Below are 25853 nucleotides of genomic sequence, written 5' to 3' on the forward strand. Positions count from 1 at the left end.
TTTTTAGTTATACCTATTATGTCTAAACATCCTATTGTATTATTTGATTCTGGTGTTGGTGGTACATCTATCCTTAAGGAGGTTATCCACTTGCTTCCTCATGAAAATATAGTTTATCTGGCTGACAGTAAAAATGCTCCTTACGGGCTCCGAACAAGGCAAGATATCATCAACTTAAGTATTAAAAATACAGAGTTGGCTATTCAAATGGAGGCTAAGATGATCATTGTGGCCTGCAATACAGCATCCACAAATGCTATTTCATTTTTAAGATCCCACTATACTCTTCCGTTTATAGGGATAGAACCCGCCATAAAGCCAGCAGCGCTAAATTCAAAAGCAAAACGCATAGGTGTACTTGCTACTAAGGGCACTTTAAGCAGTGAATTATTCAAGCAGACCTCAGAGAGTTTTACTAAAGGTATAAACGTTATTGAAGTGATTGGAGAAGGAATAGTGGAAGCTGTTGAAGGTGGCTGGACCGATGATAAGACGTTTGTCGATAACTTGAATCAACAGATCCAACCTTTTATTAAAGAGGATATCGATTATTTGGTATTGGGGTGTACACATTTCCCTTACATCATTCCTTTGCTTAAAGAATTACTACCAAAGCATGTCACTATTATTGATTCTGGGAGGGCAGTCGCTAGACAAACTAAGGCTGTTTTGGAAGAACAGCATTTAAAAAATACAGAGGATAGTTTTGGACATATAAACATTTATACCAACACAGTCAACTCTTCTCATCTTCGAGAATTAATGAAGGATTTTAAAAATGTAAATATTACTCAAAAGGACTTTTAGTAGTTTACCGCGGGGCAATTACACTTATAACGCTTTCTATCTTCACCAAAATCATATCCTAAGGTAATCTGATGAAAACCACCTGTAGAAATCACATTCGAATTGGTTTGGTAGGAATAGGTATAGGCTACCATAAACCGATTGTAATTGAAGCCCAGAAAAGGTGACACATACTGGAGCTTTTGAGACTCTAGATCAGAGGAGCCAGAAGCTGCAAAATCTATCCCATCCAGAGCGGCTCTATAAGATAGCCCGCCCCAAATTTGACCAATATTAAGTTGGTAATACGCCTTCGCATTGAAATCGATATTGGATTGATTGAGAGCTTCTCTATGCTGAAAAAAAACTGAAGGTTCAAATAACCAGCGCGATTCTGGTAAAGTAATGGTATAACCAACCGAGGTCAGGTATTGTCTTTGATTTTCATTTTCGAAGATTTCAGAAAAAACTCTACGCTGCTGTGGGAGCAGATTTTTGAAAGTCACATGTGCAAAAAAATTCAAAAAGAAATATGAAACTCCGACGTCTGTATTGAATAAGGTCTCGGAACGTTGAGACCCGTCTATGGCTGGGTCTGGATTCACTATAGTGTTTAGACCTGTTTGGTCGAAACGATCCTGAAGAATATTGGCACTAAGTCCAAAGGAAAGTTGGTGGAGATCTGCTGTAGATCTGGAAAACATTAAATGGTAAGCAAAAGTAGCAGTGACCCCCTGTTGTGAAAATCTTCCATTGGAGTCATTATAAAAAATCCCTCCAAGTCCTACTTTATCATTTACTCTTCCATTGAGACTTAAGGTTTGCAAACTTGGCGCATCCTTTACATCCAACCACTGCTGCCTAGCTGTTAACCTAACTTTATTGTAGTTTGAGGCTCCTGCCATGGAGGGGTGAACCAAATAATAGTTGTCTGTCAAATAATCTGAGTAAATAGGTAAACTGGACCCTTGAGAAAAAGCAGTAAAAGAGAAAATAGAGAGTACTAGAAATGCTAAGCCTCTATTGCTTTTGGGAAAAATTAAAAAACAGGATTTAAAAAACAAAAGGATTTAAAAAATTTAGTGAAAAATGGTTTTCAACACAAATATAAATTTTAAACTATCATATTAATCGTCTATAAGATCAAATTATTAATAGGAGCACAAAGATGAAGCTTTGATTCTATTGTTTTTGTAGTTTTGCATAAAAGAACGATCATGCAGAATTACACGGTTGAAATTAAAACTACCAACAAACCCTCTATCCTTAAATTTGAATTTAATGAGTTTTTGACAAAACAGAAGGGTTATGAGTATCATAATATAGAAGATGCGATGAAGTCTCCAATTGCTTCTCAGTTATTCTACCTCCCCTTCGTCAAAACAGTTTATATTTCTCAAAACTTTATTGCTATTGAGAAGTTTAATATTGTGGAATGGGCAGATGTTCAAGACGAAGTCTCGGAGCAACTCCTAAAACATCTAAATGATGGCGGTAAAATAGTCGATGAAAAAGAAGAGGACTCTGTCAACAAAGTTCCTGTAACCGTCTATGCAGAAAGTACTCCTAACCCTTCAGTGATGAAATTTGTCGCTAATAAAAAACTGGTGTTGGAGTCTGCCGAATTTAAAAGTATAGATGATGCAGAACTCTCTCCTCTTGCTCAAAAATTATTTCACTTCCCTTTTGTAAAAGAGATATTTATGGATGAGAATTATATCTCCATCAATAAATACGACATGGCAGAGTGGGAACTTATTACCAACGAATTAAGAGGCTTTATAAAAGATTATATCGAGGAAGGTGGAAAGATTTTGGAATCTGGAAAAGTCCAATCTGGAAACACAGAGGCCCCATCTCCAAAAATTGATACGAGTAATCTTGACGATATTTCTAAAGAGATTGTACAAATCCTGGAAGAATATGTGAAACCCGCTGTGGCCAGCGATGGAGGAAACATCATGTTTAAGTCTTACAATACCGAGTCAAAAGATGTGCAAGTCATTTTACAAGGAGCTTGTAGTGGCTGCCCATCCTCTACCATCACCTTAAAAAATGGTATTGAAACTATGCTTAAAGAAATGCTACAGGGTAAAGTAAACAGTGTAACAGCCTTTAATGGTTAGTTGAAAGAATTAACAATCAATTCGGCGGTTTTACGACTTGCCCCTACTCCGCCGAGTTTTGTTTTCAATTCTTTATACTCCTTCAGCAAGTCTTCCCGCTTCTGAAGATCTAAGACTTTATCCAATTCTTGCCGAAGCTGTTTGACGTTGAAATCACTCTGAATGAGTTCTTTCACTACTTCACGATCCATTATTAAATTCACCAACGAGATAAAACGCAAATTGACAATTTGTTTAGCAATTAAATAAGACACAGCATTTGCTTTATAACAAACTACTTCCGGCACTTCAAACAAGGCGGTTTCTAAAGTCGCAGTCCCCGATGTCACAAGAGCTGCATGAGATTGACTCAATAAGTTATAAGTGTCGTTTTCTATCAATTTCACTTCTGAATTGGATACAATCGACTTATAAAATTCTTCATCTTGGCTTGGTGCTCCCGCAATTACAAATTGGTAAGACGGATAATGTTCTACTACTGAAAGCATAACCGATAGCATTTTGGAAATTTCTTGCTTTCTACTTCCTGGTAACAAAGCAATAATAGGTTTATCTTCTAACTTATGCTTATGCTTAAAGGTTTCAAAGCTGATATCTTTTCGTCTATCAATCTGATCTAGTAAAGGGTGACCCACAAAATGAACCGGAAAATCATGCTTATTCTCGTAAAAGTCTTTTTCAAAAGGCAAAATCACATACATATGATCTACATCTCTTTTTATGGCTTTAATGCGGCTTTCTTTCCACGCCCATATCTGCGGAGAAATATAATAATGTGTTGCAAACCCTAATTCTTTAGCCCATTGAGCAATTCTCATATTAAAACCAGGGTAATCGATAAAGATGATAGCGTCTGGTTGATATTCTAATATATCGACTTTACAAAAATTAATATTCTTGAAAATAGTTTTAAGGTTAGTAATCACCTCCCAAAACCCCATAAAAGCGAGTTCTCTATAGTGTTTTACAAGTGTTCCCCCAACCTTGGCCATAAGGTCACCTCCCCAAAATCTAAAATTTGCAGAGGTATCTTTATCTTGTAAGGCTTGCATTAAATTGGAAGCGTGCAGATCTCCAGACGCTTCTCCTGCTATAATATAATATTTCATGAACTCAGTTTACCTATCTACAATAGCGAAATTACAATAAATTCAGCATTACTCCTTGGGGGAATGCTAACTTCCACCTTCAAAGTTCCTGTGGGATTTGTTACCTTTGCGTAACTTTTTTACATAAGATTTTATGATTCAATCGATGACCGGTTACGGTAAAAGCAAATTGGAAGTAGCTGGCAAAACTTTTGTGGCAGAACTCAAATCTCTCAATAGTAAGCATCTGGATGCTAACGTAAGGCTCCCTTCAGAATTTAGAGAGCTAGAACTTCCCCTTAGAAATAGATTATCGAAAGCCCTAGGCCGCGGTAAAGTAGACCTATCCTTACAAGTAGAAAAGCACGAAGCAGAAAGCTCTGCGAAGATAAATATCAAAGTAGTTGAGAACTATCTAACGCAACTCAAGCAGCTTCCAGTGACGACTTTTAAAGACGACAGCCGTTTACTTCAAATTGCGATGTCAATGCCAAACGCTTTGAGTTCAGAAAAAAATGAGCTAGAAAAAGAGGATTCTGAAGCGGTGTATAAAGTTTTGGAAATGGCTTTAGAACAGATTAATCAATTTAGAACCGATGAGGGAGAAGTCTTAAAAAAGGACTTTGAGCTTCGCATCAATAACCTCACAGAATTACTTTTAAAAGTGAAAGATATTGATCCTGAACGTATCGCTCACGTGAAATCTAGATTGCGAAAAGGCATTGAGGATCTAAAGGAAAAAGTGGATGAAAACCGCTTTGAACAAGAATTGATTTATTACATAGAAAAATACGATATCACCGAAGAAAAAACAAGGCTAGACAACCATTTAGCTTATTTCAATAAAGCTTTAAACTCATCAGATTCTAACGGTAGAAAATTAAATTTTATCTGCCAAGAAATAGGACGAGAGATCAATACCATAGGCAGTAAATCTAACTTTGCTCCCATGCAAAAAGCCGTTGTCCAAATGAAGGATGAGCTGGAAAAAATCAAAGAGCAACTCCTCAACGTATTATAGGCATGAGCGACTCAAAACAAGGCAAACTCATTGTGTTTTCTGCTCCATCTGGATCTGGCAAAACCACTATTGTAAAACATCTCTTAGGCCAGGAAGACTTAAATCTAGAGTTTTCGATTTCTGCAACCTCAAGATCACCAAGAGAAAATGAAGTCGACGGCAAAGATTATTATTTTATGGATTTGAAGGAGTTCAAAACCCATATAAAAAACGATGACTTCTTGGAATGGGAAGAGGTCTACAGAGATAACTTTTACGGAACCCTAAATGCTGAGATAGATAGAATTTGGGCCATGGGAAAACATGTGGTTTTTGATATAGACGTTGTCGGCGGTTTGGATATTAAACGCATTTATCCCGAACAAACCTTAGCAGTGTTCGTTGAACCGCCAAGTATCGAGGAACTCAAAATCCGACTTAAAAAAAGGAAAACAGAGTCTGAAGATCGCATTGCTATGCGAGTTGCAAAGGCCTCTATTGAAATGGCAACCGCTCCACAGTTTGACCATATCATAGTGAATGAAGATTTGGATAAAGCTCTCGACGAAGCCTATCACTTGGTAAAAGATTATATTCAATAGACATGAAAAAAGTTGGCCTTTACTTTGGGACGTTCAATCCTTTTCACATCGGACATTTGATTATTGCAAATCATTTGGCAGAGCATACCGAGATGGACGAGGTTTGGCTTGTTATTACTCCACAAAGCCCGTTCAAAAAGAAAAAAAATCTTTTAGAAAACCATCATAGATTAGAGTTGGTATATCGAGGTACAGAAGATTATGATAAGCTAAAGCCTTGCGATGTTGAGTTTAACTTACCTCAACCCAGTTATACCTCCAAGACGCTAGCAGAACTTAAAGATTCGCATCCAGACTTAGATTTTTCTTTGATTATGGGCGAGGATAATTTGGTAAATTTCCATAAATGGAAAAACTTCCAAAATATTTTGGACAACCATGAGATCTATATTTGCCCACGACTCACTAAATCTGACGTTCCTGAGCAGTTCCTGAATCATCCAAAAATCCATTTGACCACCACACCTCAAATGGAAATATCGTCAACGCTAATAAGGAAAATGATAAAATCTGATAAGAATATACGTCCTCTTCTTCAGCACAAAGTCTGGGAATATATAGATGAGATGAATTTTTATAAATAATCGGAAATTTGAGCTTGCTTAAAAGGTCTGCTAATCCAAAAGTAAATGTGATTATCTTTAAGATTCTTTAAATGAACTCTTGAATATAGAAATTAAGATATATAGACACTAAAACAAAACATATGACTAATCCGAATTTTGGCGTTATAGGTGGTGGAAGCTGGGCTACCGCAATCGTAAAAATGCTATGTGAAAATGTACCGCAAGTGAACTGGTATATGAGGAACAAAGAAGTCATAACCCACATTGAGAAAGAGCACCACAACCCAAATTACCTTAGCGCTGTAGAGTTTGATCCAAAGCAAATCAAGTTATCCGATGATATCAATAAGGTCATACAGGAATCAGATTTTCTAATCTTCGTTGTCCCTTCAGCCTTTTTAAAAAAAGAACTGGATAAAGTCACGGTCAGTTTAAAAGACAAAATCATATTTAGCGCTATAAAAGGGATTGTTCCAGAATCTCAGAGTTTGGTTGGGGAACATTTTCATAATGAATACGATATCCCTTTCGACAAAATTGGGGTGATCACTGGACCCTGCCATGCAGAAGAAGTTGCTTTAGAACGCCTTTCTTATTTAACCTTGGCCTGTGCCAACGAAGAACATGCCAATACCCTAGCAAAGTATTTAAGAAGCGACTATATAAAATGCAATATTTCTGAAGACATTATCGGTACAGAATATGCTGCTGTACTCAAAAATATTTATGCGATTGCTGCAGGAATTGCTCATGGCTTAGGCTATGGTGATAATTTCCAAAGTGTCCTGATGAGTAATGCTATACGGGAGATGAATCGCTTCATCAAAAAACGCTTTAAGTTGAAACGAAATATCAACGATTCTGCGTATTTAGGAGATTTATTGGTCACAGGATATTCAGTCTTTAGCCGTAATCGCTATTTTGGAAATATGATAGGAAAAGGCTACACGGTAAAAAGTGCTCAAATGGAAATGAGTATGATAGCAGAAGGGTATTATGCCACTAACTCGGCTTACGAAATCAGTAAATCTTACGGGAATAAAAAACCTAAAACTCCTATTATCAACGCCGTTTATAAAGTCCTATACGAGGGTAAAAATCCAAAAGAAGTCTTTGCCAAACTAGCCGATAAGCTAAACTAACCATTACTTTACTATGAATTCTATTTTAAAAGGAGGGCTCCTAGTCGCTCTTGGCGCTTCCTGCTACGGATTGCTTACTACTTTCGTAAAACTGGCTTACGAGGAGCACTACACTCCTTACGAAGTCACCTTTGCTCAGCTTATCATTGGCTTTATTGCTTTAGTTGTTTTAAATCTCTTTTTGAAGAAAAGTGAGCCTCCTATCAAGGACCCAAAACTGAGACGCAAGACTATTTTTTATCTCATCCTATCGGGGACGTCTCTTGGGTTTACCAGCATTTTCTATTATTTGGCTATTCAATACATTACTGTTTCTGTGGGTATTGTCTTGTTGATGCAAAGCGTATGCATAGGTGTTGTTTTGGATGGAATTATCAATAAGATAAAGCCTACTAAAAGAAAGATTTTTTCGGTTATCCTTATTTTGATAGGTACTGTTTTGGCGGCAGATCTTCTTGTCGAAGAACAAGATGTCGATTTTGCAGGCATAGGATATGGCATACTTGCCGCTTTGTCTTATACGGTTACCATTATGACTTCCAATAGTGTTGGGCTTCAATATCACCCTATTACTCGAAGCAAATGGATGATGCTTGGCGGGCTCCTTGTTGTGTCTGTGATTACACTTCCAGAACTTATAGAGTATATGGACTTTGGCATTTTTATGGTATGGGGGCCAATTCTCGCCCTATTTGGGACTATCTTACCCCCCTTATTTTTTACAGCAGGCATGCCAAAAATAAATGTAGGCCTAGGCGCCATCATTTCTTCCATAGAATTGCCTGTAGCTGTTTTGATGGGTTATTTTGTCTTACAAGAAGAACAAACCCTTTATAAATGGATTGGAATAGCTCTCATTTTATCATCTATAGTATTGATGAATTTGAGAAAAGTCAAAAAGGATCCTCTTTAAGAATTAATCTGCTATAATTCCTTTAGAGTTTAATAAGGGTAAATCTACTACCGCTTCGGGTTTCAGAGAGAATTTTGGAAACCTGAAATCCTTATGTAGGAGCTTTCCCCCTAAAAAATAAGTCACCTGAAAAATATTATCTACCTCTAAAACATCGTCATGAAGAAACTCGAGTTTGGCGAACGAATTAGCGGGCAGAACGTCTAACTTCTTCCTTAGAATAGACGTTGTTTTGACATTGCTTTCCCCTTTGGAAACCACCAAAGCAGTTTCTAAAGCCTCGGTATTATCGTTGATGAGGTAAATAGTCCATTCGTCTATTTTAAAGATGGAATTGAACTCATAAGAGGCGACAATGTAGACGTTTTCTACTTTTGGAATAGCTCTGTCGATGTCTTTTTTCATGTTGAAAAACTTACAATGACGATTTAAACTGTTCTAAGAAGCGAACATCGTTTTCGTAAAACATACGGATATCTCCTATTTGGTAAAGCAACATGGCTATACGCTCTATACCCATACCAAAAGCAAAACCGCTATACTCTTTGGGATCTATATTGCAATTCTTCAAGACATTTGGATCTACCATCCCACATCCCATAATTTCTAGCCAACCGGTCCCTTTGGTAATTCTATAATCGGTTTCGGTTTCTAGTCCCCAGTAAATATCAACTTCTGCACTAGGTTCTGTAAAGGGGAAGTAAGACGGTCTTAATCGAATTTTGGATTTGCCAAACAACTCTTGTGTAAAGTAAATCAAGGTTTGCTTCAGGTCTTTAAAAGATACATTTTTGTCTATGTACAAACCTTCTACTTGATGAAAAATACAGTGTGAGCGTGCAGAAATATCTTCATTTCTAAAGACTCTTCCTGGAGAAATCGTTCGTATAGGAGGCTTATTGTTTTCCATATACCTTACTTGGACGCTCGAAGTGTGAGTTCGCAGCAAAATATCTTTAGGATCGGTTTGGATAAAAAAGGTATCCTGCATATCTCGAGCAGGATGGTATTCTGGAAGGTTTAAGGCCGTAAAATTATGCCAGTCGTCTTCTATTTCTGGACCTTCGGAAACGTTAAACCCAATATTAGAAAATATGGTTGTAATTCTGTTTTTGACTAAAGAAATAGGGTGTCTTGCGCCAATTTCAAGCGGCTCCCCGGGTCTTGAAAGGTCGCCGTATAGTCCTTTATCTTCCATTTTTGAAGCAATTTCAGATTTCAGTTGCTCCACTTTTGCTTGAGCTGAAACTTTCAACTCATTTATCGTTTTCCCAAACTCTTTCTTTTGTTCATTAGGTACGTTTTTAAATTCAGCGAAAAAGTCATTCAAAATTCCTTTTTTTCCTAAAAACCGAATTCTAAATTGCTCTAATTCCTCTGTTTTATCCGTTGCAAATTGCTCAACTTCATCTATATACGCCTTTATCTTATCTATCATGCTGTTTGGTAAAATGAATTGGCAAATTTAGAAAAAATAAGCAGCATATTCCCCAGAAAAAATATTAATTACTGGCCTACTATTCTATGTACTCTCGTTTAAGAAAATAAGATACCAAAGCTTCTTTCATCAATACCGTTTGTTCTCCTGCTTTTAAAACTGGAAGTTTTGAAATATTATTGAAATGTGGCCAACCATCTTCATCAACGAAGTCAAATTCATAGAATCCATAAGGCTCTAGAAGTGTACAGATAGCGATGTGCATCAAATTAACTTTATCGTCTTTTTTAAATTTGGCTTGTGGCTTGCCCAACTCTTGCACACCTACTAAATATATAATGGCATCGAGCTCCATCGTATCTCCATCTGCGAACTGAGTGGATAGTCTGTTTTGTAGGGTTTCCCAACGTTTTTTAAGTAATTCATCTCTCATACTACAAAGGTAAATGCTTTCATCGATTTGATTATATTTGGCGACATGAATATATTAGACATTATTCTTGGAGTTTTGCTTCTCATTGGTCTTATTAGAGGATTCCAGAGAGGCTTTATTTTAGAGCTTACGGGGATTATTGGCTTATTAGCAGGCATCTTTGGCGCTTTAGAATACAGTTACATTGCAGAAAGTTATCTTACTCGCTGGACGGACTGGTCGACCTCCAACATAGAAATTACTGGTTTTTTTATTAGCTTCCTTATAATATCGCTCGTCGTATCGATTTTGGGTAAGATTTTGACTAAAATAGTTCATACCATAGCCTTAGGAATGATCAATCGACTACTAGGAGCCGTATTTGGAGTGGTTAAAACAGGATTATTTATTTTGATTTTGCTATTGATTTTTGAATACATCAACGCTAACGGTAGGTTTATTGCAATCACCAAACTTCAAGACTCTATTATCGTATCGACTATAAAAGAAGTGAGCTCAACTCTTATTCCTTCTTTGGAGGAATTGCTAGAAGCAAGTGATTTGTTGGATAGTACCGATGAAGCATAAAAAACCCCTGAAAACAACTTTCAAGGGTATGTTTTAAAAAAACTAAAAGTCAGATGAAGACAGTAATTCTACTTTTCCAGATTGAAGGGAATAGACACCTCCTACAATCTTTATGTCTCCTTTATCCTCCATATCTTTCAAAATAGGACTCTTTTCGCGAACTCTATCGATAGTTAAGCGGACATTTTTTTCGACCACATCATGAACAAATTTTTTATTGGTAGAATCCCTTTTACCTTCGGTTTTAACAGCTTCTACGGCTGGTTTTATATTGCTCAATAAATGAGTGATATTTCCTAATTCTATTCCATCACAAGCCGCACTTACAGCTCCACAACTCTCATGACCCATCACAAAAACGAGCTTACTCCCTGCCACCTTGCAAGCATACTCCATACTTCCAAGTATATCTTTATTCTCAAAATTACCCGCAACTCTAGCGACGAAAATATCACCTATACCTTGATCGAAAACAGTTTCCACAGGAACACGACTATCCACACACGATAGGATGACAGCTTTTGGATATTGACCAATGGTGGCACTCACCTTTAAAGCATTATAATCTCTAGAATGAAAATTATCTGATGTGAAACGACTATTTCCTTCTAGTAGATCTTTTAAGATTTCATCTGGAGTAAGCGCTTCTTGCTCTTGTTTAGTAATGATTTTATTTAATCTCATAATTAGTAGTTTGACTTTAAATTAAAAAATTTCTGATAACTGTCTGGATTTTCAAATTTTCCTCGGTCTGAAATGATCGTTATATAAATATCCCTATTTTTAGCTTTGGTTTTAAAATCTTCAAGAATTTCCAAAATATCGTAATCCAAATATTTAGATTTTCTGATATCGATTTCAACATTGGAATGCTTTGCAATATCGTTAAGAGATTTTAAGATGGCCCCTTTATTGAAAAACGTAACTTCTTCAGCAAAAGTCATTTTTACAAGTTTCCCATCACCCGTTTTATCTTCTACATGTAAAAAATGTGAATTCTGATAGCTTTTAATGAGAATTACAATTAGACCTACAACAAGGCCCAAGCCTATTCCTGTGAGCAAATCACTTAAAACAATACCTCCTACAGTCACTATGAAAGGTAAAAACTGAGTCCTTCCAAGCTTAAACATCTTTACAAATAAAGAAGGTTTCGCTAGTTTATAGCCTACAATAAATAAGACTCCAGCAAGAACTGCTAGTGGGATGAGATTAAGTAAATCTGGGATAAAAACGACTGCGAGAAGCAACCATACCGCATGTAGTATTCCCGATAATTTAGTACGTCCTCCAGATTGGATGTTGGCAGAACTTCTTACAATCACTTGTGTAATGGGTAAGCCTCCTATAAAGCCAGAGAGCATATTACCTGTTCCTTGAGCAAGCAATTCTCTATTTGTTGGTGTTACTCGCTTTCTAGGGTCTAGCTTATCTGTTGCTTCTACACTTAGTAGGGTTTCCAAACTAGCCACAACTGCAATAGTAAACCCGACAACCCAAACTTCGGAGCTTGTTATAATTGAAAAATCTGGAAAAGTGAATTGAGTCATAAAGTCTGAAAAGCTACTGGGTACAGGAACTGAAACTAGATTGGAATCTGCAATTCCAAATACGCTGGCATCCTCTATAAATAACTTGTAGAGAATCCCCATAATAACAGCGACTAAAGGGCCTGGGATTACTTTAAAAAATTGGTATTTTTTTTCTAAAACCTTAGACCAAAATAACATAATCCCAATACTGATTAGTGTGATACTTAGAGTCCCTATAGAAAGCCCATCCCAAGCTAAGATGATATTATCTATCATTACCTTTATATTATAATGAAAAAACTCATAATTATCTGGTAAGCCAAAAGCCACAGAGAATTGCTTTAAAAAAATGATGATACCAATTCCAGCTAGCATGCCCTTTATGACAGAGGACGGGAAATAATATCCAATGACTCCAGCTTTCAAAATACCTAATAAAATTTGAATAGCTCCTCCTATCACTACAGCTACCAAGAAGTACTCGTATTTACCTAAGCTTGCAATTGCACTAAGTACTATTACGGCAAGACCTGCTGCTGGACCGCTTACTCCTAATGAAGATCCACTTATGGAACCCACAACAAGCCCTCCTATTATTCCGGCTATAACTCCGGCAAAAAGCGGAGCTCCGCTGGCCAAGGCAATACCCAAACATAAGGGTAATGCCACAAAAAAGACAACTACACTTGAGGGTAGGTCTTTGTTTAAATGTTTAAACATAAAATTAATTTATCCATGCTCTTTTAGAAAAGAGCATTTATTGATTTAATAGATAATTGAAAAAAATGGCGAATTCAATTATAAAAAATCGGGAGGGGGACAGACTATTTTTTGATGAATAGCTTTGTAATTCAAAAGGTAAGGTGCCGTTGAACTGGATAAATCTCTATACGAGAAACCACTGGTCATTAAGTTTTCATCAACGATATAATCACTAAAAGATACACTGTTTTTTTCTGAATTTTCTTCCTCATTAGCATTGAACACAAAACTTATGTCAACACCGTCTTCTACCGTTAACATTAACAAAGTAGGAGTGATGATAAGGTTGGAAAAGGAAAAAAGAAGTATAAATATTTTTAATCTCATATATAATGCAAATATATGGATTAATTACAAAAATGGGATGACTAGCTAGTGTTATAGTTTTTTTAAAATTGTAGTCTTGACCCATCCTTTAGACCCGTCGGAGAGTTCTATTTGAGTAAATTCTCTAAAGATAGAGCCCGTACTTACTTTAGTTCCTTTGTTCAATTGAAAGTTAACATCGCTTCGTGGATTGGGCTCTACATGAGCTTGCACTTGATCTTGAAAGATGATAGCAAAAGACTGCTCGCCTAAAAATTGATTTTGAAAACGTCCAAATAGTAAACTCGTTGCTCCAAACACTAAAAATAAAGTGGCAACAAAAAAGTTGCTGCGTTTTTTACGAGTGGTTCCAGACCTGAAATACAACACCATAAAAAAACCAAAACACAAAGAAAGAACGATACTTACCCAAGCCCAAGTATCCACCTTTAGCAAGTGTGTAGTAGTATAGACCATAGTGTTTAGATTGGACTCTGGTGCATTTTCAATCTTATCGATAGTTTGGGTATTGGCAATCTCAAGATTTTCTCTCACCTCTTGGTCTGCAGGGTTGAGTTGAAGTGCTTTTTCATAATGAAATATAGCATTGGCTAAATCATTTTGTTTAAAATAAGCGTTCCCCAAATTGAAGTATAATTCAGTTGAAACTAAGCCGTCATCCAATAAACTGGAGTATAACTGGACAGCTTCAGGGAATTGGTCATCGGCATAAGCCTCGTTTGCTTTTTCAAAAGTATCTTCAGACTGAGAAAATCCAGTATAACTGAGGAGTCCTATTAATATGTAGAGATAGTATTTCATATTAAACTTCTTTATCAATTTCAGAAATCACTTTGGCGGCTTTTTCAAAATCAGACTGCATGTCCTTTGTGACTGAAGGAGAATATCTGGCCAATTCACAATTTTCAAGAAGTTTTAAAAATCGAGTCGTTGTTTCTTGAGAAATGCCTTTAGCACTCAAGAGCTCTTGAATTTTATCTTTGTGCATTTCCAAGGTCTGTATTTTCAATTTAGCTTTTAGATAATTATGCAAAGCTCTTTCTAAGGCTTCATAAAAAGGCTTAGAAGTTCCTAAATTCTTTTTAGCTTCAGATAAATAGCGCTTGGCCAACTTGTTCGCTCTTTTTCGTAGTAATTGATTCTGATCTGTTTCTCTGTTTTTTACTTTCCCAAAAATCAGCATAAACGGTATCGCCAAAAAGGGGGCAAAGAATAATGTCCAGTATAATGGAGACTGGAAAAACTCTGGAGTATCTTTTTGCTTCAAGTTGGTCTTCAACTTTATATAATTGAAGTTGTTCTTCGAGGAAATTATATTTTGAGCTTTAGCATTATCTCCCCCTGAGGTTGTCACAGCCTCTCTCGGTCGCTCCGGTCCCGAATTCACTTTTATAGAGATAGGACTAGAATTTAAAGTCTCGTAGGATTCAGTTCTTGGGTTGAAATAAGAAAAAGGTACAGGTTGTATGGTATAATCTCCCTTGAATTCTGGAATCACAGTGTATTTTTCACTCACTCTACCCTGCATACCTAGACTCGACGTTCTTACGTTTTCTTGGCGCTCTGGCTCATAGACTTCAAATGAAGATGGCGTGCGGATTTCTGGCATATTGAACAGTTTCAAATTTCCTTTTCCACTCACTTCTGAAGTCAATTCCAAAGACATTTGAGCATCTAGTTCTTGTCTGTTAGCTTTTAGTTTAAAATCAAACTCACCTACCGCACCAGAGAAATTTTCTGGCTTACCTTCTTCTGGAAGAGGTTTCACATCTACAATTCGGGTATTGGCAGAAAAATTCTTTTCGACAACCTCATAGGTTCGTCTTCCAAAGAAATCCCTTTTGTCTGTGGGAACTTCTACAGAAACAGATAGAGATAAAGGTTCAATTTTCAACTCTCCTGTTCTTTGAGGATAAAGAACTGTTTTACGGAGTTCGACGTAACGATAAGGCTGTCCACCAAATTCTCCTTGTTTCAGTTCTAATTGATCAATATTGATATTTTGACTCCAAAAGCCTTCAAACTTAGGATCATCCAAAGGTCTCCAGTTTCTAATGTTCACCGTAGGACTCAAAAAAAGCTTGTACACCACATAAATTCCTTCGTTGAGGTAGGGTTGGAATTTACTCACTTCTGCTATAAGATGTATGCCGTCGCCAGCCTGGGCAACTGCTTTAGATTGATTGGGGGTATCGACTGCAGCAGTGACTTCTATTTCAATTGGTGAGGTCTTGTAGACTTGACCCTCTACTGTAATTTCCGCTTGGCCAATAGTAATAGTCCCTCTTTTCTCTGGCTGAAAGAAATACGTAAACGTTTTTTGAAATGAACTCTTACCATTTTTCCAAGATTGAGAAAAAGATTGATTAGGGCCTCCAATTTTTTGAAGACCGTTGAAGTTTGGAGGTATAAAATCGTCTCCGTTAGCATCTACGGTAAAATCTACTTTTAAACGTTCGTTTATTCCAATTTTTGTTCTACTAGCTTCTGCCGTAAAAGTAACTTGAGCTAACGAGGTTAGCCCTATTAAAAAAAACATTAAGAACGTTACACTTTTCATGTTTTACCAGTCTTTTCCTGTTTTGGATTTCTGTCCTTTAGCTTTTTGTGCATTGAGTTTTTCCTGCACATCTTTCTCTTGATTCTCTATAGCTTCTAGCAAACGCTCAATTTGCTCTGGTGAGATTTGTCCTTTTTTATTTTGAGGTTGTGGTGGCTGCTTTTGCTCATCCTTCCCTCCATCTCCTTCTTGTTCTTTTTCCTGCTTGCCTTTATCTCCTTCTTTATCTTTTTGATCTTCTTTGTTTTCGTTTTGATCGCCTTTGTCTTCCTCTTGATCTTTATTTTTGTTGTCTTTTTCCTTGTCCTCGTTATCGCCTTTGTCTTTATTATCCTTACTTTCATCTTCTTTTTTATCCTGACTTTTATCCTCTTTGTCGTCACCATCCTTACTGCCGTCGTTTTTCTCATCTTTCAATTTCGACTTGGCGTAAGCAAGATTATATCTGGTTTCTTCATCTGTAGGATTGTTCCGTAAAGCATCTTTATACGCATCTACAGCAAATTGATATTGCTCCTCCTTCATGAAGGTGTTACCCAAGTTATGGTAACTTTTATGCTTTAGTGATTTATCCTCTGTAGACTCAATCGCCTCGATAAGACGAAGTTTAGCAGACTCAATTTCATTGTTTTCTAAATACAAATTTCCAAAATTGTAACTGATATCTGAGTTGTCTTGGTCCATCGCTTTAGCTTGTCGAACTTTAGCTTCAGAAATAGGAAAATTGCCCGCATTGATTTGCGCCTCTGCCAGTAATGTTTTGGTTTCCTTGGAAGCCTTAGACATGTTTTGAGCATTACCTAGGGCAACACCAAAGGCCAATATGGCTAAGGTTAATACTATTTTTCTTCTAAGCATCATCTTTTTCATGTTCATTAAATAAATTTAATCTATTTATCCAAGCCGTTTTGCGCTCTAGTAGCAAGATATCAAATAGAACCAAAAATATACCAAAAGCTAGAAACCATTGGTATTTACTCTTAAAATCGGCAAATTGTTTTGCTTCAAACTCTGTTTTTTCAATTTTTTGTAATTCTTTTAAGATATCGTCAACAGCATCGGACGTGTTTGTCCCGTCTATGTAAGCCCCATTACCAATTTCAGCAATTTTTTGAAGAGTTTCCGTGTCTCGTTTAGTTATGACAATTTCTCCATTGTCATCTTTTAAGTAGGACTGAATTCTACCTTCTTTTTTAATAGGAATAGGATCTCCTCGTTCGGTTCCTACGCCAATAGTATATATTTTAATTCCTTCAGCAGCAGCTGTTTCTGCCATGCTTTCAACATTACTGTCATGATCTTCACCTTCAGAAAGTATAATTAAGACTTTATTGGTTTGATCATCGTCATTATAATACGATTTGGCTAGGTCTATAGCTTGCGAAATGGCTGTACCTTGACTAGAAACCATATCTGTATTCATGCTTTGCAAAAAGGTCTTTGTACTCGCATAATCCGTCGTAATGGGCACTTGAGGAAAAGCGCTCCCCGCATAACCTACTAATCCCACGCGGTCTGCCGTAAGCTTATTCACTATTTCGGTGATGATTCGCTTCGATTTTTCCAGTCTATTAGGAGCGATATCTTCGGCTAACATACTTTTTGAAACATCCAGGGCAAAGACAATATCTACTCCTTCTCGCTTGATAGTTTCCATTTTGGTCCCTAGTTTTGGATTGACTAAAGCCATGACAAAACAACAAAAGGCAAGGGCTAAAACTATGAACTTTAAATTGGCTTTAAAACTCGATTGATTGGGCGCCAGCTTTTTAAAAAGCTTGGTGTCTGCAAATTTATGTTGAGCTTTCTTTTTCCAATACACATGGCTCAAGAACAAAAACAACAAGATTGGTAACACTAGGAAACCCCAAAAATAAATTTGTTCTTCTATTATAAACATTTATACAAAGCTTCTAAAAAGTGTGTGTTTCAATAAAAATTCTATAAATAATAAACCTCCAGCTAGAATAAGGAAGAGTCTATATTTCTCATCGTAATTATAAAACTTAAATTCTTCAATTTCTGTTTTTTCTAAGGCGTCAATCTCTTCATAAATAGCTTCAAACTTTTGATTGTCGGTGGCTCTAAAATATTTACCGCCGTTACTTTCAGCTATGGTTTTAAGCAAAGCTTCATCGATTTTGACTTCCATATTTCTGTATTCAAATTGTCCGTTTGCTTTTATCCCCACAGGAGATAATGCCATACCATTGCTGCCTACTCCAATGGTGTAGGTTTTAATATCGTATTCCGTAGCGAGTTGTGTTGCTGTTTTAGGATCTATAAAACCCGCATTGTTCTCACCATCTGTCAATAAAATAATCACTTTACTTTTGGCCTTACTATCTTTCAATTTATTGACAGAGGTTGCCAATCCCATGCCTATAGCAGTTCCTCCTTCTATATTTTGAGTATACTCCAGATCGTTGATAGCATTAAATATGATAGACTTATCACTGGTTAAAGGGGTTTTAGTATAACTTTCTCCAGCGTAAATCACAAGTCCAATACGATCGTTTGGTCGACCTTCTATAAAATTAATAGCTACTTTTTTTAAAGCTTCCAGCCGGTTGGGTTCCAAATCTCTAGCCAACATACTGGCAGAGATATCTACAGCCATAATTATATCGATTCCTTCTGTTTTCTTGACTTTGGTTGTTACATCTACTGTTCTTGGTCTTGCCATCGCTATAGTTAATAACACCAAGGCTAGCATTTTTAAGATAAAGAGAAGAGGACGTAACTTTGCTAAAGTACTTTTCTTAAACCCTTGCGTACTAGACATCTTTAAGCTAGCATTTTGTTGATCTCTTTTTTTCCAATACCAAAACACCGCTAATGGAATGGAAAGTAGTAACCAAAACCAGCTTGGATTTTCAAAAGTAAAGTTTTCAAAAATCATCATTTTCCTAAAGATTTAAATTCAACTGCATTGATAATTCGTTTAGTAATGCTTTCTCCATATTCGTCATCACCATCATGGATGATGATGATTTGCTGGAATCCTCCTTTACCAAAATTCAAAATTTGATATTCTTTTCTAATGTCGCTTTTTGTAATCGGGTTTTCTATGGCAAAACTTCCAAATACTTTTTTCCCTTTCACCCCTCCAATAGTTTCAAACTCTTCAGATTTAGTCACGATATTATAAGCCCCTCTTTCTTCAAAATCAGTGTAAATTCCATCTACAACAGCATCTAGATCTATCTCTTGAGCTTCTTTAAAACGTATTTGATTGAGCAGTATATAAAGGCTTTGGTACATAGATCCAGAGCTATACATCTCGCTGTCTGCTACATTCTGTTTTAGACTTTCAGGAAGTTCGTAATCCCCTCGAACCAGGACTTCTGGTGTGGTCATACTCATTGGCGGAACTCCATAATCACTGGTCATCCAATCGCCTTCCAGTAATTCTTTGGTTGGGTTCCCTATAATACTATCTTTAACATAAGCATAGCCTTTGGTGGCTATCACCGCAGAAACTACAGCGATAATCAATACTGCTCCGAGGATTATTCCTACAATCCATTTTTGTTTTCTTCGTTTCTTCGCTAGAGCTTCTTGAAACGCTTTGTCTTTTTTCTTTTCCTCCTCTGTAATTTGCGGAATAGCACTTTGAACGTTTTTCAGAAAATTTTCAATTTGCTTTCTATCCGATTTCAGGGTGATGAGATCTGGTTTGCTTTTGGCGAATTTTGCTAGATCTGCTCTCCTTAAAATCTTTTCATACTCTGCTATGATATCGTCTTTCAACGCTAGCTTTTTCTTTTCTTTTCTGAAGATTAATTCTGAAATAAGCTCATTGGTAGTATATTCCATCGCTCTTATTTCTAGTTTTTCTTCCAAGTATCTTCTGGTAATATTGGTGAGTTCTGTAATATACTCCTTAAAATTTCTAGACTCTAGTGCAGAGGATTTATCTAGTTCTTTAAGATAAATCATCGCTTGTTGGAAAGGAGGAATTCTCTTTTTGGCTAAGTCTCTTTTCTTCTTGAATTTGAATAATAAGAAAGCTATAATGGCTAATACTGCTATAATTCCTATCGCCCACCAAAACCAAGATGCAATACGGAAAGGCTTTTCTACTCCAATTGATGGTTTTATAGGAAACAACTTTTGTTGAGTCGTATCCAAAACCACATCGTTCACTCTTATCCTAAGGGAGTCTGTGTAAAATGCCTTATCGTTTATTTTCACCAATTGCGGTGGAACGGAGTAGGTTCCAGAATCGAATTGTGTAAGTTTATAAAGCTTGGTGAGTTTAAAGTTTTTTGCTTCAGGTTGAGTGGTATCGATTTTATAATCTTCCACCATTTCCAAGGGCACAAAAGTTTGATCTTTTGGAAACACTACAAAGTCTTCGTTGCTTATATTTTCAACTTCAATAGTATAATCTACCTGCTCTCCAATTTTAATGGTATCCGCATTGGTTTTGAACTTTACCTCTTGTGAATAAGCGTAACCAAAAACAAACACTAGGATAATACTCAAAGTGAGTTTCCTTGTTATATCGAAGTTATAGGGATGTAATGGCTTTTGCATAACTCTTATCTGGATTTGAAATAGCCAAGGAGTTTTATCACGTAGTTTTCATCGACTCGATTGCTTAAATAGCCGGATCCACTTAGCTTGAAGGCTCTTTGAAAATAATCCACTCGGTCCCTATACTGTTTTGTGAAGGTTTTCCTTGTCGATTTACTTGACGTATTTACCCATATTGCCTCTCCTGTTTCGGCATCTCGCATTTGAACCATTCCCAAATTAGGGAGTTCTTCTTCTCTCTCATCGAAAATACGGATTCCTGTGACATCATGCTTCTTCCCTAAAATCTTTAAAGTATGCTCGTAGTCGTCGGATAAAAAATCTGACAACACAAACACTATCGCTTTTTTCTTCATCATATCTATAAGATATTTGAAGGCTTTTGTCAAGTCGGTAGTTTTATGAGAAGGCTTAAACTCAATGAGTTCCCTTATAATTCGCAAAACATGCATTCTCCCTTTTTTAGGTGGGATATAAAGCTCTATTTGATCTGAAAATAACATCAGACCAATTTTATCATTATTTTGGGTGGCCGAAAAAGCTAAGGTAGCTGCCATTTCAGTTATGATATCCTTTTTGAAGGTTTCTCTAGTCCCAAAGACAGTAGATTCTGAAATATCCACGAGCAACATCATCGTTAACTCCCGTTCTTCTTCAAACACTTTTATAAAAGGCTCATTGTACCGAGCAGTCACATTCCAATCTATAGACCTTACATCATCTCCAAACTGGTAGGCTCTCACTTCACTAAACGTCATCCCCCGCCCTTTGAATGTAGAATGGTATTCTCCACCAAAAACATGATCGCTTAACCGACGCGTTTTGATTTCTATTTTTCTAACTTTCTTTAAAAGCGATTTGGTATCCATGGATTCTGCAAACTAATGATTCGATCTAGAACTAAATCGTTAAGGTATTTTAATTATTAAGCGATTTAAAATTTGTGCATATAGGTTTGAACTTAAATTTACGGCACTTCTATTTCGTTTATAATTTTGCTTATTAGATCTTCAGATTTTATATTTTCTGCCTCGGCTTCGTAGGTAATTCCGACTCTGTGTCTTAACACATCGTAGACTACTGCTCTAACGTCTTCTGGTATAACATAACCTCTTCTTTTGATAAAAGCATAACATTTTGCTGCTATCGCCAAATTGATACTTCCCCTTGGAGAAGCTCCAAAACTGATTAGAGGCTTAATCTCGGCCAATTTATATTTCTCAGGATAACGAGTAGCAAAAACAATATCCAAAATATATTTTTCAATCTTTTCGTCCATATACACCTCCCTCACAGCGCTTTGAGCTCTCAGGATTTGCTCGGTAGAAATAACTGGATTCACTTTCCCAAAGCTGTTATCGAGATTGGCCCTCATCACCAATTGCTCATCTTGAATGGTTGGATAATCTATAACGGTTTTCAACATAAACCTATCCACTTGAGCTTCGGGTAAAGGGTATGTTCCTTCTTGTTCTACGGGATTTTGAGTGGCCATTACCAAGAAGGGCTTGTCCAATATAAACGTTTCATCTCCAATAGTCACTTGCTTTTCCTGCATAGCTTCTAGCAGGGCAGATTGTACTTTGGCGGGCGCACGATTGATCTCATCGGTTAAAACAAAATTGGCGAAAATCGGGCCTTTTTTAATGCTGAAATCATTTTCTTTCATATTGAAAATCATAGTCCCTACAACATCAGCAGGAAGTAAGTCTGGCGTAAATTGAATCCTACTAAAACTTCCTTGTACTGCTTTCGCTAACGTGTTAATCGCCAAGGTTTTTGCCAAGCCTGGCACCCCTTCTAGTAAAATATGGCCTTGTCCCAATAAACCTATCAATAACCTTTCAATCATGTGCTTTTGACCAACGATCACTTTATTCATTTCGTTGGTAAGAATGTCTACAAAAGCACTTTCTTTTTCTATTTTTTCGTTAATCGAGGCAATGTCTACATTAGCTTGATCCTGATCCATATCTAATTTCTTATAGCGTTATAACTTAATCTTATATCAAGTTGCAAATTGAAAATTAAATTCATTCTGTGTTGTTAAGGCTTGGTTAAAAATAAAGGATTTACCATAAGCTTATGAGTCTGGGTAAAATATCAATAAATATATAAGAAATACTTTACATTTTATAGATCCACTGTTCCGGATTTAGTTTGGAAGTGTTCTTAAACAATTGAAAGATGAGAGTCGTTTTACCGGAGGAAGAGTTGATTCCTATTTCACCCAGTTCTTCTCCTCGTTCTACCTTATCTCCAGATTTTACAAATACTTTTTGAAGATTATTGTAGATGGACAAATAATCCCCGTGTCTTACCATAACCACAACATTGGCCCCTGGGATTTTACTTACCTGGCTTACCTCTCCTTCAAAAACAGCTCTTGCGGTGCCGTTTTTCTCAGTATCTATCCTTACCCCATTACTCATTATCTTAATGGTTTTGACAATGGGGTGAGGGCGTTCACCAAAGCGCATAGACACAACTCCAGATTTTACTGGCCAAGGAAGCTTGCCTTTATTGTTGGCAAAATCTTTGGCTAAAGCCTTTGCCTCTGGAGTAAGCTCAAAGGTTGCCTTGGCATCCGATCCTACTTTTTTATTCTCTTTCGCGATAGCTTCCCGTATCAATCTATCGATTTCACGATCTATCCTGCTCACTTCTTTTTGCTTTTGATTAAGCTCCAAAGCATATTTTTTCTTCTGTTTATTGATACTGGCCAGAAGTTGTTCTTGCGTATTTTTATCACTCACCAGCCTAGATTTCGTTTGGCGATTTTCTGCTAAAATTTTTTCTTGGTCTCTGCGCTGCTCAAACAAAGTTGAGTTGAGATTTTGCAGTGCTTTGGTTTGCGCCATAACCTCAACCCCTTGCTTTTTGCGGTATTGTGCAAACTGCTTCATGTATTGAATCCTTTTGTAAGCTTGCAGAAAAGACTCCGAAGAAAACAAAAACATGATCCTGCTTTTATTGGATTTACTTCTATAGGACTTCTGTATCATTTGCTCATAATCGTCCTTGAGTTGTATAAGCTCATTTCGAAACCTATCAATTTTATTGGCATTGCTAGTGATTTCTCTTGTCAGCAAATTGGCCTCTTGGTTATTGACCTGGATTAATCTTTCTGTCGCTTTAATTCTATTCTGAAGGTCTTCAAACTCACTTAAAGCCGATCTCCCTTTTGTTTCTGTAGTTCTTATAATTTTATTGATCTCGTCAATTTCCTGCTGAATGGCTTGACGTTTGGCTTCAAGCTCCACCCGAGTTTGCGTAAAAGCCTGTTGGCTCGCACAAACTATGAGGAAGACAAATATGTACTGAAGGTATTTCATCAAAATCCTAAGAGTTCGTAGTTATTTGGAATAGAGAAGGGGAAGCTGAGTTCTTCATCAAAATTAACCGAGCGATAATCTAGATCAATTCTCACTTTCTCATCAGCATTTTGGGCAGTCATCCTTATTTTGGAAGGAAATTTCTTTTTATTGATCAATTGAAATCGTTCGTAATCTACCACCAAACTTTCGTTATTTTGATTCCGAAGTGATTGAGATTTCATTTCAAATTGACGCCCATCTATACTCGCCGAATAGGCTAAAATATTTTTGACATTCTGCAAAAAGATATATGTATTCTCATCGAAGAGCATTTGTTTCTTTTCCAGATCGAACATTGGTTTGCCTATTAATAAATTCTGAAGATTTTGAAAGTTTACATCGACTCCAAGAAACTCTTTGGCCATGGAAAAATCGCCATCAAAGTAAGTTTTATTTATCTTTTCGTAATACATAAACCGATCTGGAGTAATATACACTTTGGCAACAGTCAATAACCCCATTAATTTTGCACTCATCCAAATCGTCTTATCTTTTTCAATTCTGTATGAAATAGTAATAGACTGGGAATCATCTTCAGCCTCATACTTCGCTTTCATAGTCCCATTGGCCGTTTTAAAGTCGGCAAAATTATCTTCATACCTATTTATGACCACTCTAGCTGATTTTTCTTTCAACCCAGAACCCGAATTGCTTTTTAAGGACTTGCAACTTGAAATAGTTAACACTACCAACAAGGCCAAGCTAATATGTAAAAAATGACGATTCATCAATTTGCTATTATTATTAATTTCTTCTTGTAAGCCTCAGCTTTTTGAATTTCACCTAATGCTAAATAGGACTCTTTCAAAATTTCAAACATGCTTCGCTTTAGTTTATTATCCTCGAAAATATAGTCCAAACCTTCTTCCAAAACCTCAATAGCTGCTTGGTGTTTTTTCAATTTGTTCAAAGCTAATCCTTTACTATAATATAGCAATGCTTGCGAAGGGTAACTCTGTAAAGCTTCTTCACTGGTGTTGAATAGGTCCTCGAACTTATCTAACTCCACTTCAAGCTCAATGATATTTGTTATTAACCTGAAATCATTAGGCTTATTGCGTAAAGCAGATTTATAATTGTCTAAGGCTTTCTGCTTATCTCTAGATTTGTAAAATTCTCCTAATTCTGCTTTGCTGGATGAGTTCTTTTCTGAGGTGAGTGCGGAGTCTAATACGCTTACAAAAGCGTCTTGGGCATCTGGATTTTGGAGAGCAAACGCTTTGAAGGTGTTGATTACTTTTACTTTATCTTTTTCTTCTAGAGTAAGGCTTTCCACAACTTTTTGACTGTAAGCTTTAGCTTTGGGGATATTTCTAGTCACCAAATAAGCTAATGCTAACTCTACATTAATTTCTGGGTTAAATACAGAGTGTTCTTGCACAAGAATCCCAACTTTTATAGATTCTTCTGGAGAGTTATTAAGCCTATAAAGCTCCATAAGGTATGTTGCCGCTCGAGTATCTTCCAAAGAATTTTGAAACCTGTCTTCAAAATATTTGATCCCTTTTTTTAAGAGGTTCCCTTCTTTATAAATGACCATTCGGAATTGATCTCGAAACTCGTCTAAACCCTCTCTAGCATCAAAACGATCCAATGCTTGTAAAGCTTTTTGATATTCATTTTGAATCAAATACAAATTCGACAACTCTTGATAATATACTGGATCCTTTTCAGCTATAAATTGGGCTACCTCTATAGCATCATCATACCTTTTCTGCATGGAATAGACATAAAACAACTGCCTGTGAATGTTTATATTTTCTATGTATTTTGGATCTTCTAAAGTCTTTTTAAAAAAGGTTTCTGCCTTATCGTAGGCTCCCAAATCGATGTAGTTTTTGGCTAATTCGTAATACACCGCCGTATTTTCGGGCTGAAGCTTTAAGCATTTTTCTAATTCTTCTATCGCTTTTTGAGGATTTTCTACAGCCCTTTGGGCGATCGCTTTAAAGAAAGTCTCTTGAAATTCGTCTGTGTTATCTCCAAGATTATCCACGTTGATCTCTTCAGATAAATTGTCTTTTTCCTGAGCATAACTGTAAAAGGACAGCAGCATTAGCAGACAACAAAAAAGACGAACCTGTTTTGACAT

27 protein-coding genes are annotated in these 25853 nt (G+C 36.6%); 8 read left to right on the top strand and 19 right to left on the bottom strand.

Translation table 11 applies throughout. The annotated features are described in order from the left end of the window. Positions 1-18: 18 nt before the first annotated feature. Positions 19-807 carry a glutamate racemase gene (murI, locus tag PGOND44_RS00125; RefSeq protein WP_003434488.1) on the top strand — a complete coding sequence of 263 codons (789 nt, stop codon included), beginning with the start codon at positions 19-21 and terminating at the stop codon, positions 805-807. Here the strand turns inward: murI and PGOND44_RS00130 are convergent. Continuing rightward, positions 804-1850, bottom strand: coding sequence for a PorP/SprF family type IX secretion system membrane protein (locus PGOND44_RS00130; RefSeq protein WP_003434492.1), 1047 nt, complete (start codon positions 1848-1850; stop codon positions 804-806). The genes murI and PGOND44_RS00130 overlap by 4 nt on opposite strands. A 153-nt stretch (positions 1851-2003) precedes the next feature. On the opposite strand from PGOND44_RS00130, the gene PGOND44_RS00135 reads away from it, so the two are divergent. Further along, positions 2004-2912 (top strand): NifU family protein, encoded by a 909-nt coding sequence (locus PGOND44_RS00135; protein WP_003434495.1) that lies wholly within the window; start codon positions 2004-2006, stop codon positions 2910-2912. On the opposite strand, the gene lpxB is transcribed toward PGOND44_RS00135, so the two are convergent. Further along, positions 2909-4021, bottom strand: coding sequence for a lipid-A-disaccharide synthase (gene lpxB / locus PGOND44_RS00140; protein WP_003434498.1), 1113 nt, complete (start codon positions 4019-4021; stop codon positions 2909-2911). The two genes, PGOND44_RS00135 and lpxB, sit on opposite strands and share 4 nt — an antisense overlap. 133 nt (positions 4022-4154) lie before the next feature. On the opposite strand from lpxB, the gene PGOND44_RS00145 reads away from it, so the two are divergent. From PGOND44_RS00145 to PGOND44_RS00165, 5 genes are all read left to right on the top strand, one after another. Next, positions 4155-5021, top strand: a complete 867-nt coding sequence (locus PGOND44_RS00145; RefSeq protein ID WP_003434501.1) for a YicC/YloC family endoribonuclease — start codon at positions 4155-4157, stop codon at positions 5019-5021. A 2-nt stretch (positions 5022-5023) separates the two neighbouring features. Further along, a complete protein-coding gene (gene gmk / locus PGOND44_RS00150) occupies positions 5024-5602 on the top strand; it encodes a guanylate kinase (protein WP_003434505.1) in 579 nt (192 codons plus the stop codon). Between the two features lie 2 nt (positions 5603-5604). Beyond that, positions 5605-6186, top strand: coding sequence for a nicotinate (nicotinamide) nucleotide adenylyltransferase (gene nadD, locus PGOND44_RS00155; protein WP_003434507.1), 582 nt, complete (start codon positions 5605-5607; stop codon positions 6184-6186). A gap of 122 nt (positions 6187-6308) precedes the next feature. Then, the gene (locus PGOND44_RS00160) at positions 6309-7310 is read left to right on the top strand and encodes an NAD(P)H-dependent glycerol-3-phosphate dehydrogenase (protein ID WP_003434508.1); all 1002 of its coding nucleotides are present in this window, start codon (positions 6309-6311) and stop codon (positions 7308-7310) included. A gap of 13 nt (positions 7311-7323) precedes the next feature. Next, positions 7324-8223 carry an EamA family transporter gene (locus PGOND44_RS00165; RefSeq protein WP_003434509.1) on the top strand — a complete coding sequence of 300 codons (900 nt, stop codon included), beginning with the start codon at positions 7324-7326 and terminating at the stop codon, positions 8221-8223. A gap of 3 nt (positions 8224-8226) precedes the next feature. Here the strand turns inward: PGOND44_RS00165 and PGOND44_RS00170 are convergent, their stop codons facing one another. From PGOND44_RS00170 to PGOND44_RS00180, 3 genes are all read right to left on the bottom strand, one after another. Then, complete coding sequence (locus tag PGOND44_RS00170; RefSeq protein ID WP_003434515.1) at positions 8227-8628, bottom strand: hypothetical protein; 402 nt, start codon at positions 8626-8628, stop codon at positions 8227-8229. Between the two features lie 10 nt (positions 8629-8638). Then, positions 8639-9661 (bottom strand): phenylalanine--tRNA ligase subunit alpha, encoded by a 1023-nt coding sequence (gene pheS, locus PGOND44_RS00175; RefSeq protein WP_003434517.1) that lies wholly within the window; start codon positions 9659-9661, stop codon positions 8639-8641. A 79-nt stretch (positions 9662-9740) separates the two neighbouring features. Then, positions 9741-10094, bottom strand: coding sequence for a hypothetical protein (locus tag PGOND44_RS00180; protein ID WP_003434525.1), 354 nt, complete (start codon positions 10092-10094; stop codon positions 9741-9743). A 45-nt stretch (positions 10095-10139) separates the two neighbouring features. Between PGOND44_RS00180 and PGOND44_RS00185 the strand changes: the two genes are divergently transcribed. After that, positions 10140-10661 (top strand): CvpA family protein, encoded by a 522-nt coding sequence (locus tag PGOND44_RS00185; RefSeq protein WP_003434527.1) that lies wholly within the window; start codon positions 10140-10142, stop codon positions 10659-10661. 42 nt (positions 10662-10703) lie between these two features. On the opposite strand, the gene PGOND44_RS00190 is transcribed toward PGOND44_RS00185, so the two are convergent. The 14 genes from PGOND44_RS00190 to PGOND44_RS00255 form a co-directional block, all read right to left on the bottom strand. Further along, positions 10704-11345, bottom strand: coding sequence for a carbonic anhydrase family protein (locus PGOND44_RS00190; protein ID WP_003434530.1), 642 nt, complete (start codon positions 11343-11345; stop codon positions 10704-10706). Between the two features lie 2 nt (positions 11346-11347). Further along, positions 11348-12913 (bottom strand): SulP family inorganic anion transporter, encoded by a 1566-nt coding sequence (locus PGOND44_RS00195; protein ID WP_003434533.1) that lies wholly within the window; start codon positions 12911-12913, stop codon positions 11348-11350. Between the two features lie 78 nt (positions 12914-12991). Next, positions 12992-13282, bottom strand: coding sequence for a hypothetical protein (locus tag PGOND44_RS00200; RefSeq protein WP_003434535.1), 291 nt, complete (start codon positions 13280-13282; stop codon positions 12992-12994). Positions 13283-13333: 51 nt separating this feature from the next. Then, positions 13334-14083: a tetratricopeptide repeat protein gene (locus PGOND44_RS00205; RefSeq protein ID WP_003434537.1), complete on the bottom strand. Its 750-nt coding sequence runs from the start codon at positions 14081-14083 to the stop codon at positions 13334-13336. Between the two features lies 1 nt (position 14084). Further along, positions 14085-15842 (bottom strand): BatD family protein, encoded by a 1758-nt coding sequence (locus PGOND44_RS00210; protein ID WP_040555627.1) that lies wholly within the window; start codon positions 15840-15842, stop codon positions 14085-14087. A 3-nt stretch (positions 15843-15845) separates the two neighbouring features. After that, a complete protein-coding gene (locus PGOND44_RS00215; protein WP_223810171.1) occupies positions 15846-16718 on the bottom strand; it encodes a tetratricopeptide repeat protein in 873 nt (290 codons plus the stop codon). Continuing rightward, positions 16693-17742, bottom strand: coding sequence for a vWA domain-containing protein (locus PGOND44_RS00220; protein WP_003434544.1), 1050 nt, complete (start codon positions 17740-17742; stop codon positions 16693-16695). Before PGOND44_RS00220 ends, PGOND44_RS00215 begins: the two co-directional genes overlap by 26 nt. After that, positions 17743-18747: a vWA domain-containing protein gene (locus PGOND44_RS00225; protein WP_003434547.1), complete on the bottom strand. Its 1005-nt coding sequence runs from the start codon at positions 18745-18747 to the stop codon at positions 17743-17745. Further along, complete coding sequence (locus PGOND44_RS00230) at positions 18744-20384, bottom strand: hypothetical protein (RefSeq protein ID WP_003434549.1); 1641 nt, start codon at positions 20382-20384, stop codon at positions 18744-18746. Before PGOND44_RS00230 ends, PGOND44_RS00225 begins: the two co-directional genes overlap by 4 nt. Before the next feature lie 5 nt (positions 20385-20389). Beyond that, complete coding sequence (locus PGOND44_RS00235; protein WP_003434550.1) at positions 20390-21253, bottom strand: DUF58 domain-containing protein; 864 nt, start codon at positions 21251-21253, stop codon at positions 20390-20392. Positions 21254-21351: 98 nt separating this feature from the next. After that, entirely contained in the window at positions 21352-22356 is a 1005-nt protein-coding gene (locus tag PGOND44_RS00240) for an AAA family ATPase (RefSeq protein WP_003434551.1), read from the bottom strand. A gap of 154 nt (positions 22357-22510) precedes the next feature. Next, positions 22511-23719 carry a murein hydrolase activator EnvC family protein gene (locus PGOND44_RS00245; protein ID WP_003434552.1) on the bottom strand — a complete coding sequence of 403 codons (1209 nt, stop codon included), beginning with the start codon at positions 23717-23719 and terminating at the stop codon, positions 22511-22513. Further along, on the bottom strand, positions 23719-24489 hold the full coding sequence (locus PGOND44_RS00250) for a DUF4292 domain-containing protein (RefSeq protein ID WP_003434553.1): 771 nt from the start codon (positions 24487-24489) through the stop codon (positions 23719-23721). Before PGOND44_RS00250 ends, PGOND44_RS00245 begins: the two co-directional genes overlap by 1 nt. Continuing rightward, entirely contained in the window at positions 24489-25853 is a 1365-nt protein-coding gene (locus PGOND44_RS00255; protein WP_003434554.1) for a tetratricopeptide repeat protein, read from the bottom strand. The genes PGOND44_RS00250 and PGOND44_RS00255 overlap by 1 nt, the downstream gene beginning before the upstream one ends.

Origin of the sequence: Psychroflexus gondwanensis ACAM 44 (assembly GCF_000355905.1) — a bacterium.
GTDB lineage: Bacteria > Bacteroidota > Bacteroidia > Flavobacteriales > Flavobacteriaceae > Psychroflexus > Psychroflexus gondwanensis.

Coding starts and splice junctions, on each gene's coding strand:
- PGOND44_RS00160 (WP_003434508.1), top strand. CDS start 6,309: ATGACTAATCCGAATTTTGGCGTTATAGGTGGTGGAAGCTGGGCTACC.
- PGOND44_RS00180 (WP_003434525.1), bottom strand. CDS start 10,094: ATGAGAGATGAATTACTTAAAAAACGTTGGGAAACCCTACAAAACAGA.
- PGOND44_RS00235 (WP_003434550.1), bottom strand. CDS start 21,253: ATGGATACCAAATCGCTTTTAAAGAAAGTTAGAAAAATAGAAATCAAA.
- PGOND44_RS00200 (WP_003434535.1), bottom strand. CDS start 13,282: ATGAGATTAAAAATATTTATACTTCTTTTTTCCTTTTCCAACCTTATC.
- lpxB (WP_003434498.1), bottom strand. CDS start 4,021: ATGAAATATTATATTATAGCAGGAGAAGCGTCTGGAGATCTGCACGCT.
- PGOND44_RS00145 (WP_003434501.1), top strand. CDS start 4,155: ATGATTCAATCGATGACCGGTTACGGTAAAAGCAAATTGGAAGTAGCT.
- PGOND44_RS00255 (WP_003434554.1), bottom strand. CDS start 25,853: ATGTCAAAACAGGTTCGTCTTTTTTGTTGTCTGCTAATGCTGCTGTCC.
- PGOND44_RS00205 (WP_003434537.1), bottom strand. CDS start 14,083: ATGAAATACTATCTCTACATATTAATAGGACTCCTCAGTTATACTGGA.
- PGOND44_RS00220 (WP_003434544.1), bottom strand. CDS start 17,742: ATGTTTATAATAGAAGAACAAATTTATTTTTGGGGTTTCCTAGTGTTA.
- PGOND44_RS00170 (WP_003434515.1), bottom strand. CDS start 8,628: ATGAAAAAAGACATCGACAGAGCTATTCCAAAAGTAGAAAACGTCTAC.
- PGOND44_RS00195 (WP_003434533.1), bottom strand. CDS start 12,913: ATGTTTAAACATTTAAACAAAGACCTACCCTCAAGTGTAGTTGTCTTT.
- PGOND44_RS00165 (WP_003434509.1), top strand. CDS start 7,324: ATGAATTCTATTTTAAAAGGAGGGCTCCTAGTCGCTCTTGGCGCTTCC.
- PGOND44_RS00240 (WP_003434551.1), bottom strand. CDS start 22,356: ATGGATCAGGATCAAGCTAATGTAGACATTGCCTCGATTAACGAAAAA.
- PGOND44_RS00210 (WP_040555627.1), bottom strand. CDS start 15,842: ATGAAAAGTGTAACGTTCTTAATGTTTTTTTTAATAGGGCTAACCTCG.
- PGOND44_RS00245 (WP_003434552.1), bottom strand. CDS start 23,719: ATGAAATACCTTCAGTACATATTTGTCTTCCTCATAGTTTGTGCGAGC.
- PGOND44_RS00230 (WP_003434549.1), bottom strand. CDS start 20,384: ATGCAAAAGCCATTACATCCCTATAACTTCGATATAACAAGGAAACTC.
- murI (WP_003434488.1), top strand. CDS start 19: ATGTCTAAACATCCTATTGTATTATTTGATTCTGGTGTTGGTGGTACA.
- pheS (WP_003434517.1), bottom strand. CDS start 9,661: ATGATAGATAAGATAAAGGCGTATATAGATGAAGTTGAGCAATTTGCA.
- gmk (WP_003434505.1), top strand. CDS start 5,024: ATGAGCGACTCAAAACAAGGCAAACTCATTGTGTTTTCTGCTCCATCT.
- nadD (WP_003434507.1), top strand. CDS start 5,605: ATGAAAAAAGTTGGCCTTTACTTTGGGACGTTCAATCCTTTTCACATC.
- PGOND44_RS00190 (WP_003434530.1), bottom strand. CDS start 11,345: ATGAGATTAAATAAAATCATTACTAAACAAGAGCAAGAAGCGCTTACT.
- PGOND44_RS00135 (WP_003434495.1), top strand. CDS start 2,004: ATGCAGAATTACACGGTTGAAATTAAAACTACCAACAAACCCTCTATC.
- PGOND44_RS00250 (WP_003434553.1), bottom strand. CDS start 24,489: ATGAATCGTCATTTTTTACATATTAGCTTGGCCTTGTTGGTAGTGTTA.
- PGOND44_RS00185 (WP_003434527.1), top strand. CDS start 10,140: ATGAATATATTAGACATTATTCTTGGAGTTTTGCTTCTCATTGGTCTT.
- PGOND44_RS00215 (WP_223810171.1), bottom strand. CDS start 16,718: ATGAACATGAAAAAGATGATGCTTAGAAGAAAAATAGTATTAACCTTA.
- PGOND44_RS00225 (WP_003434547.1), bottom strand. CDS start 18,747: ATGATGATTTTTGAAAACTTTACTTTTGAAAATCCAAGCTGGTTTTGG.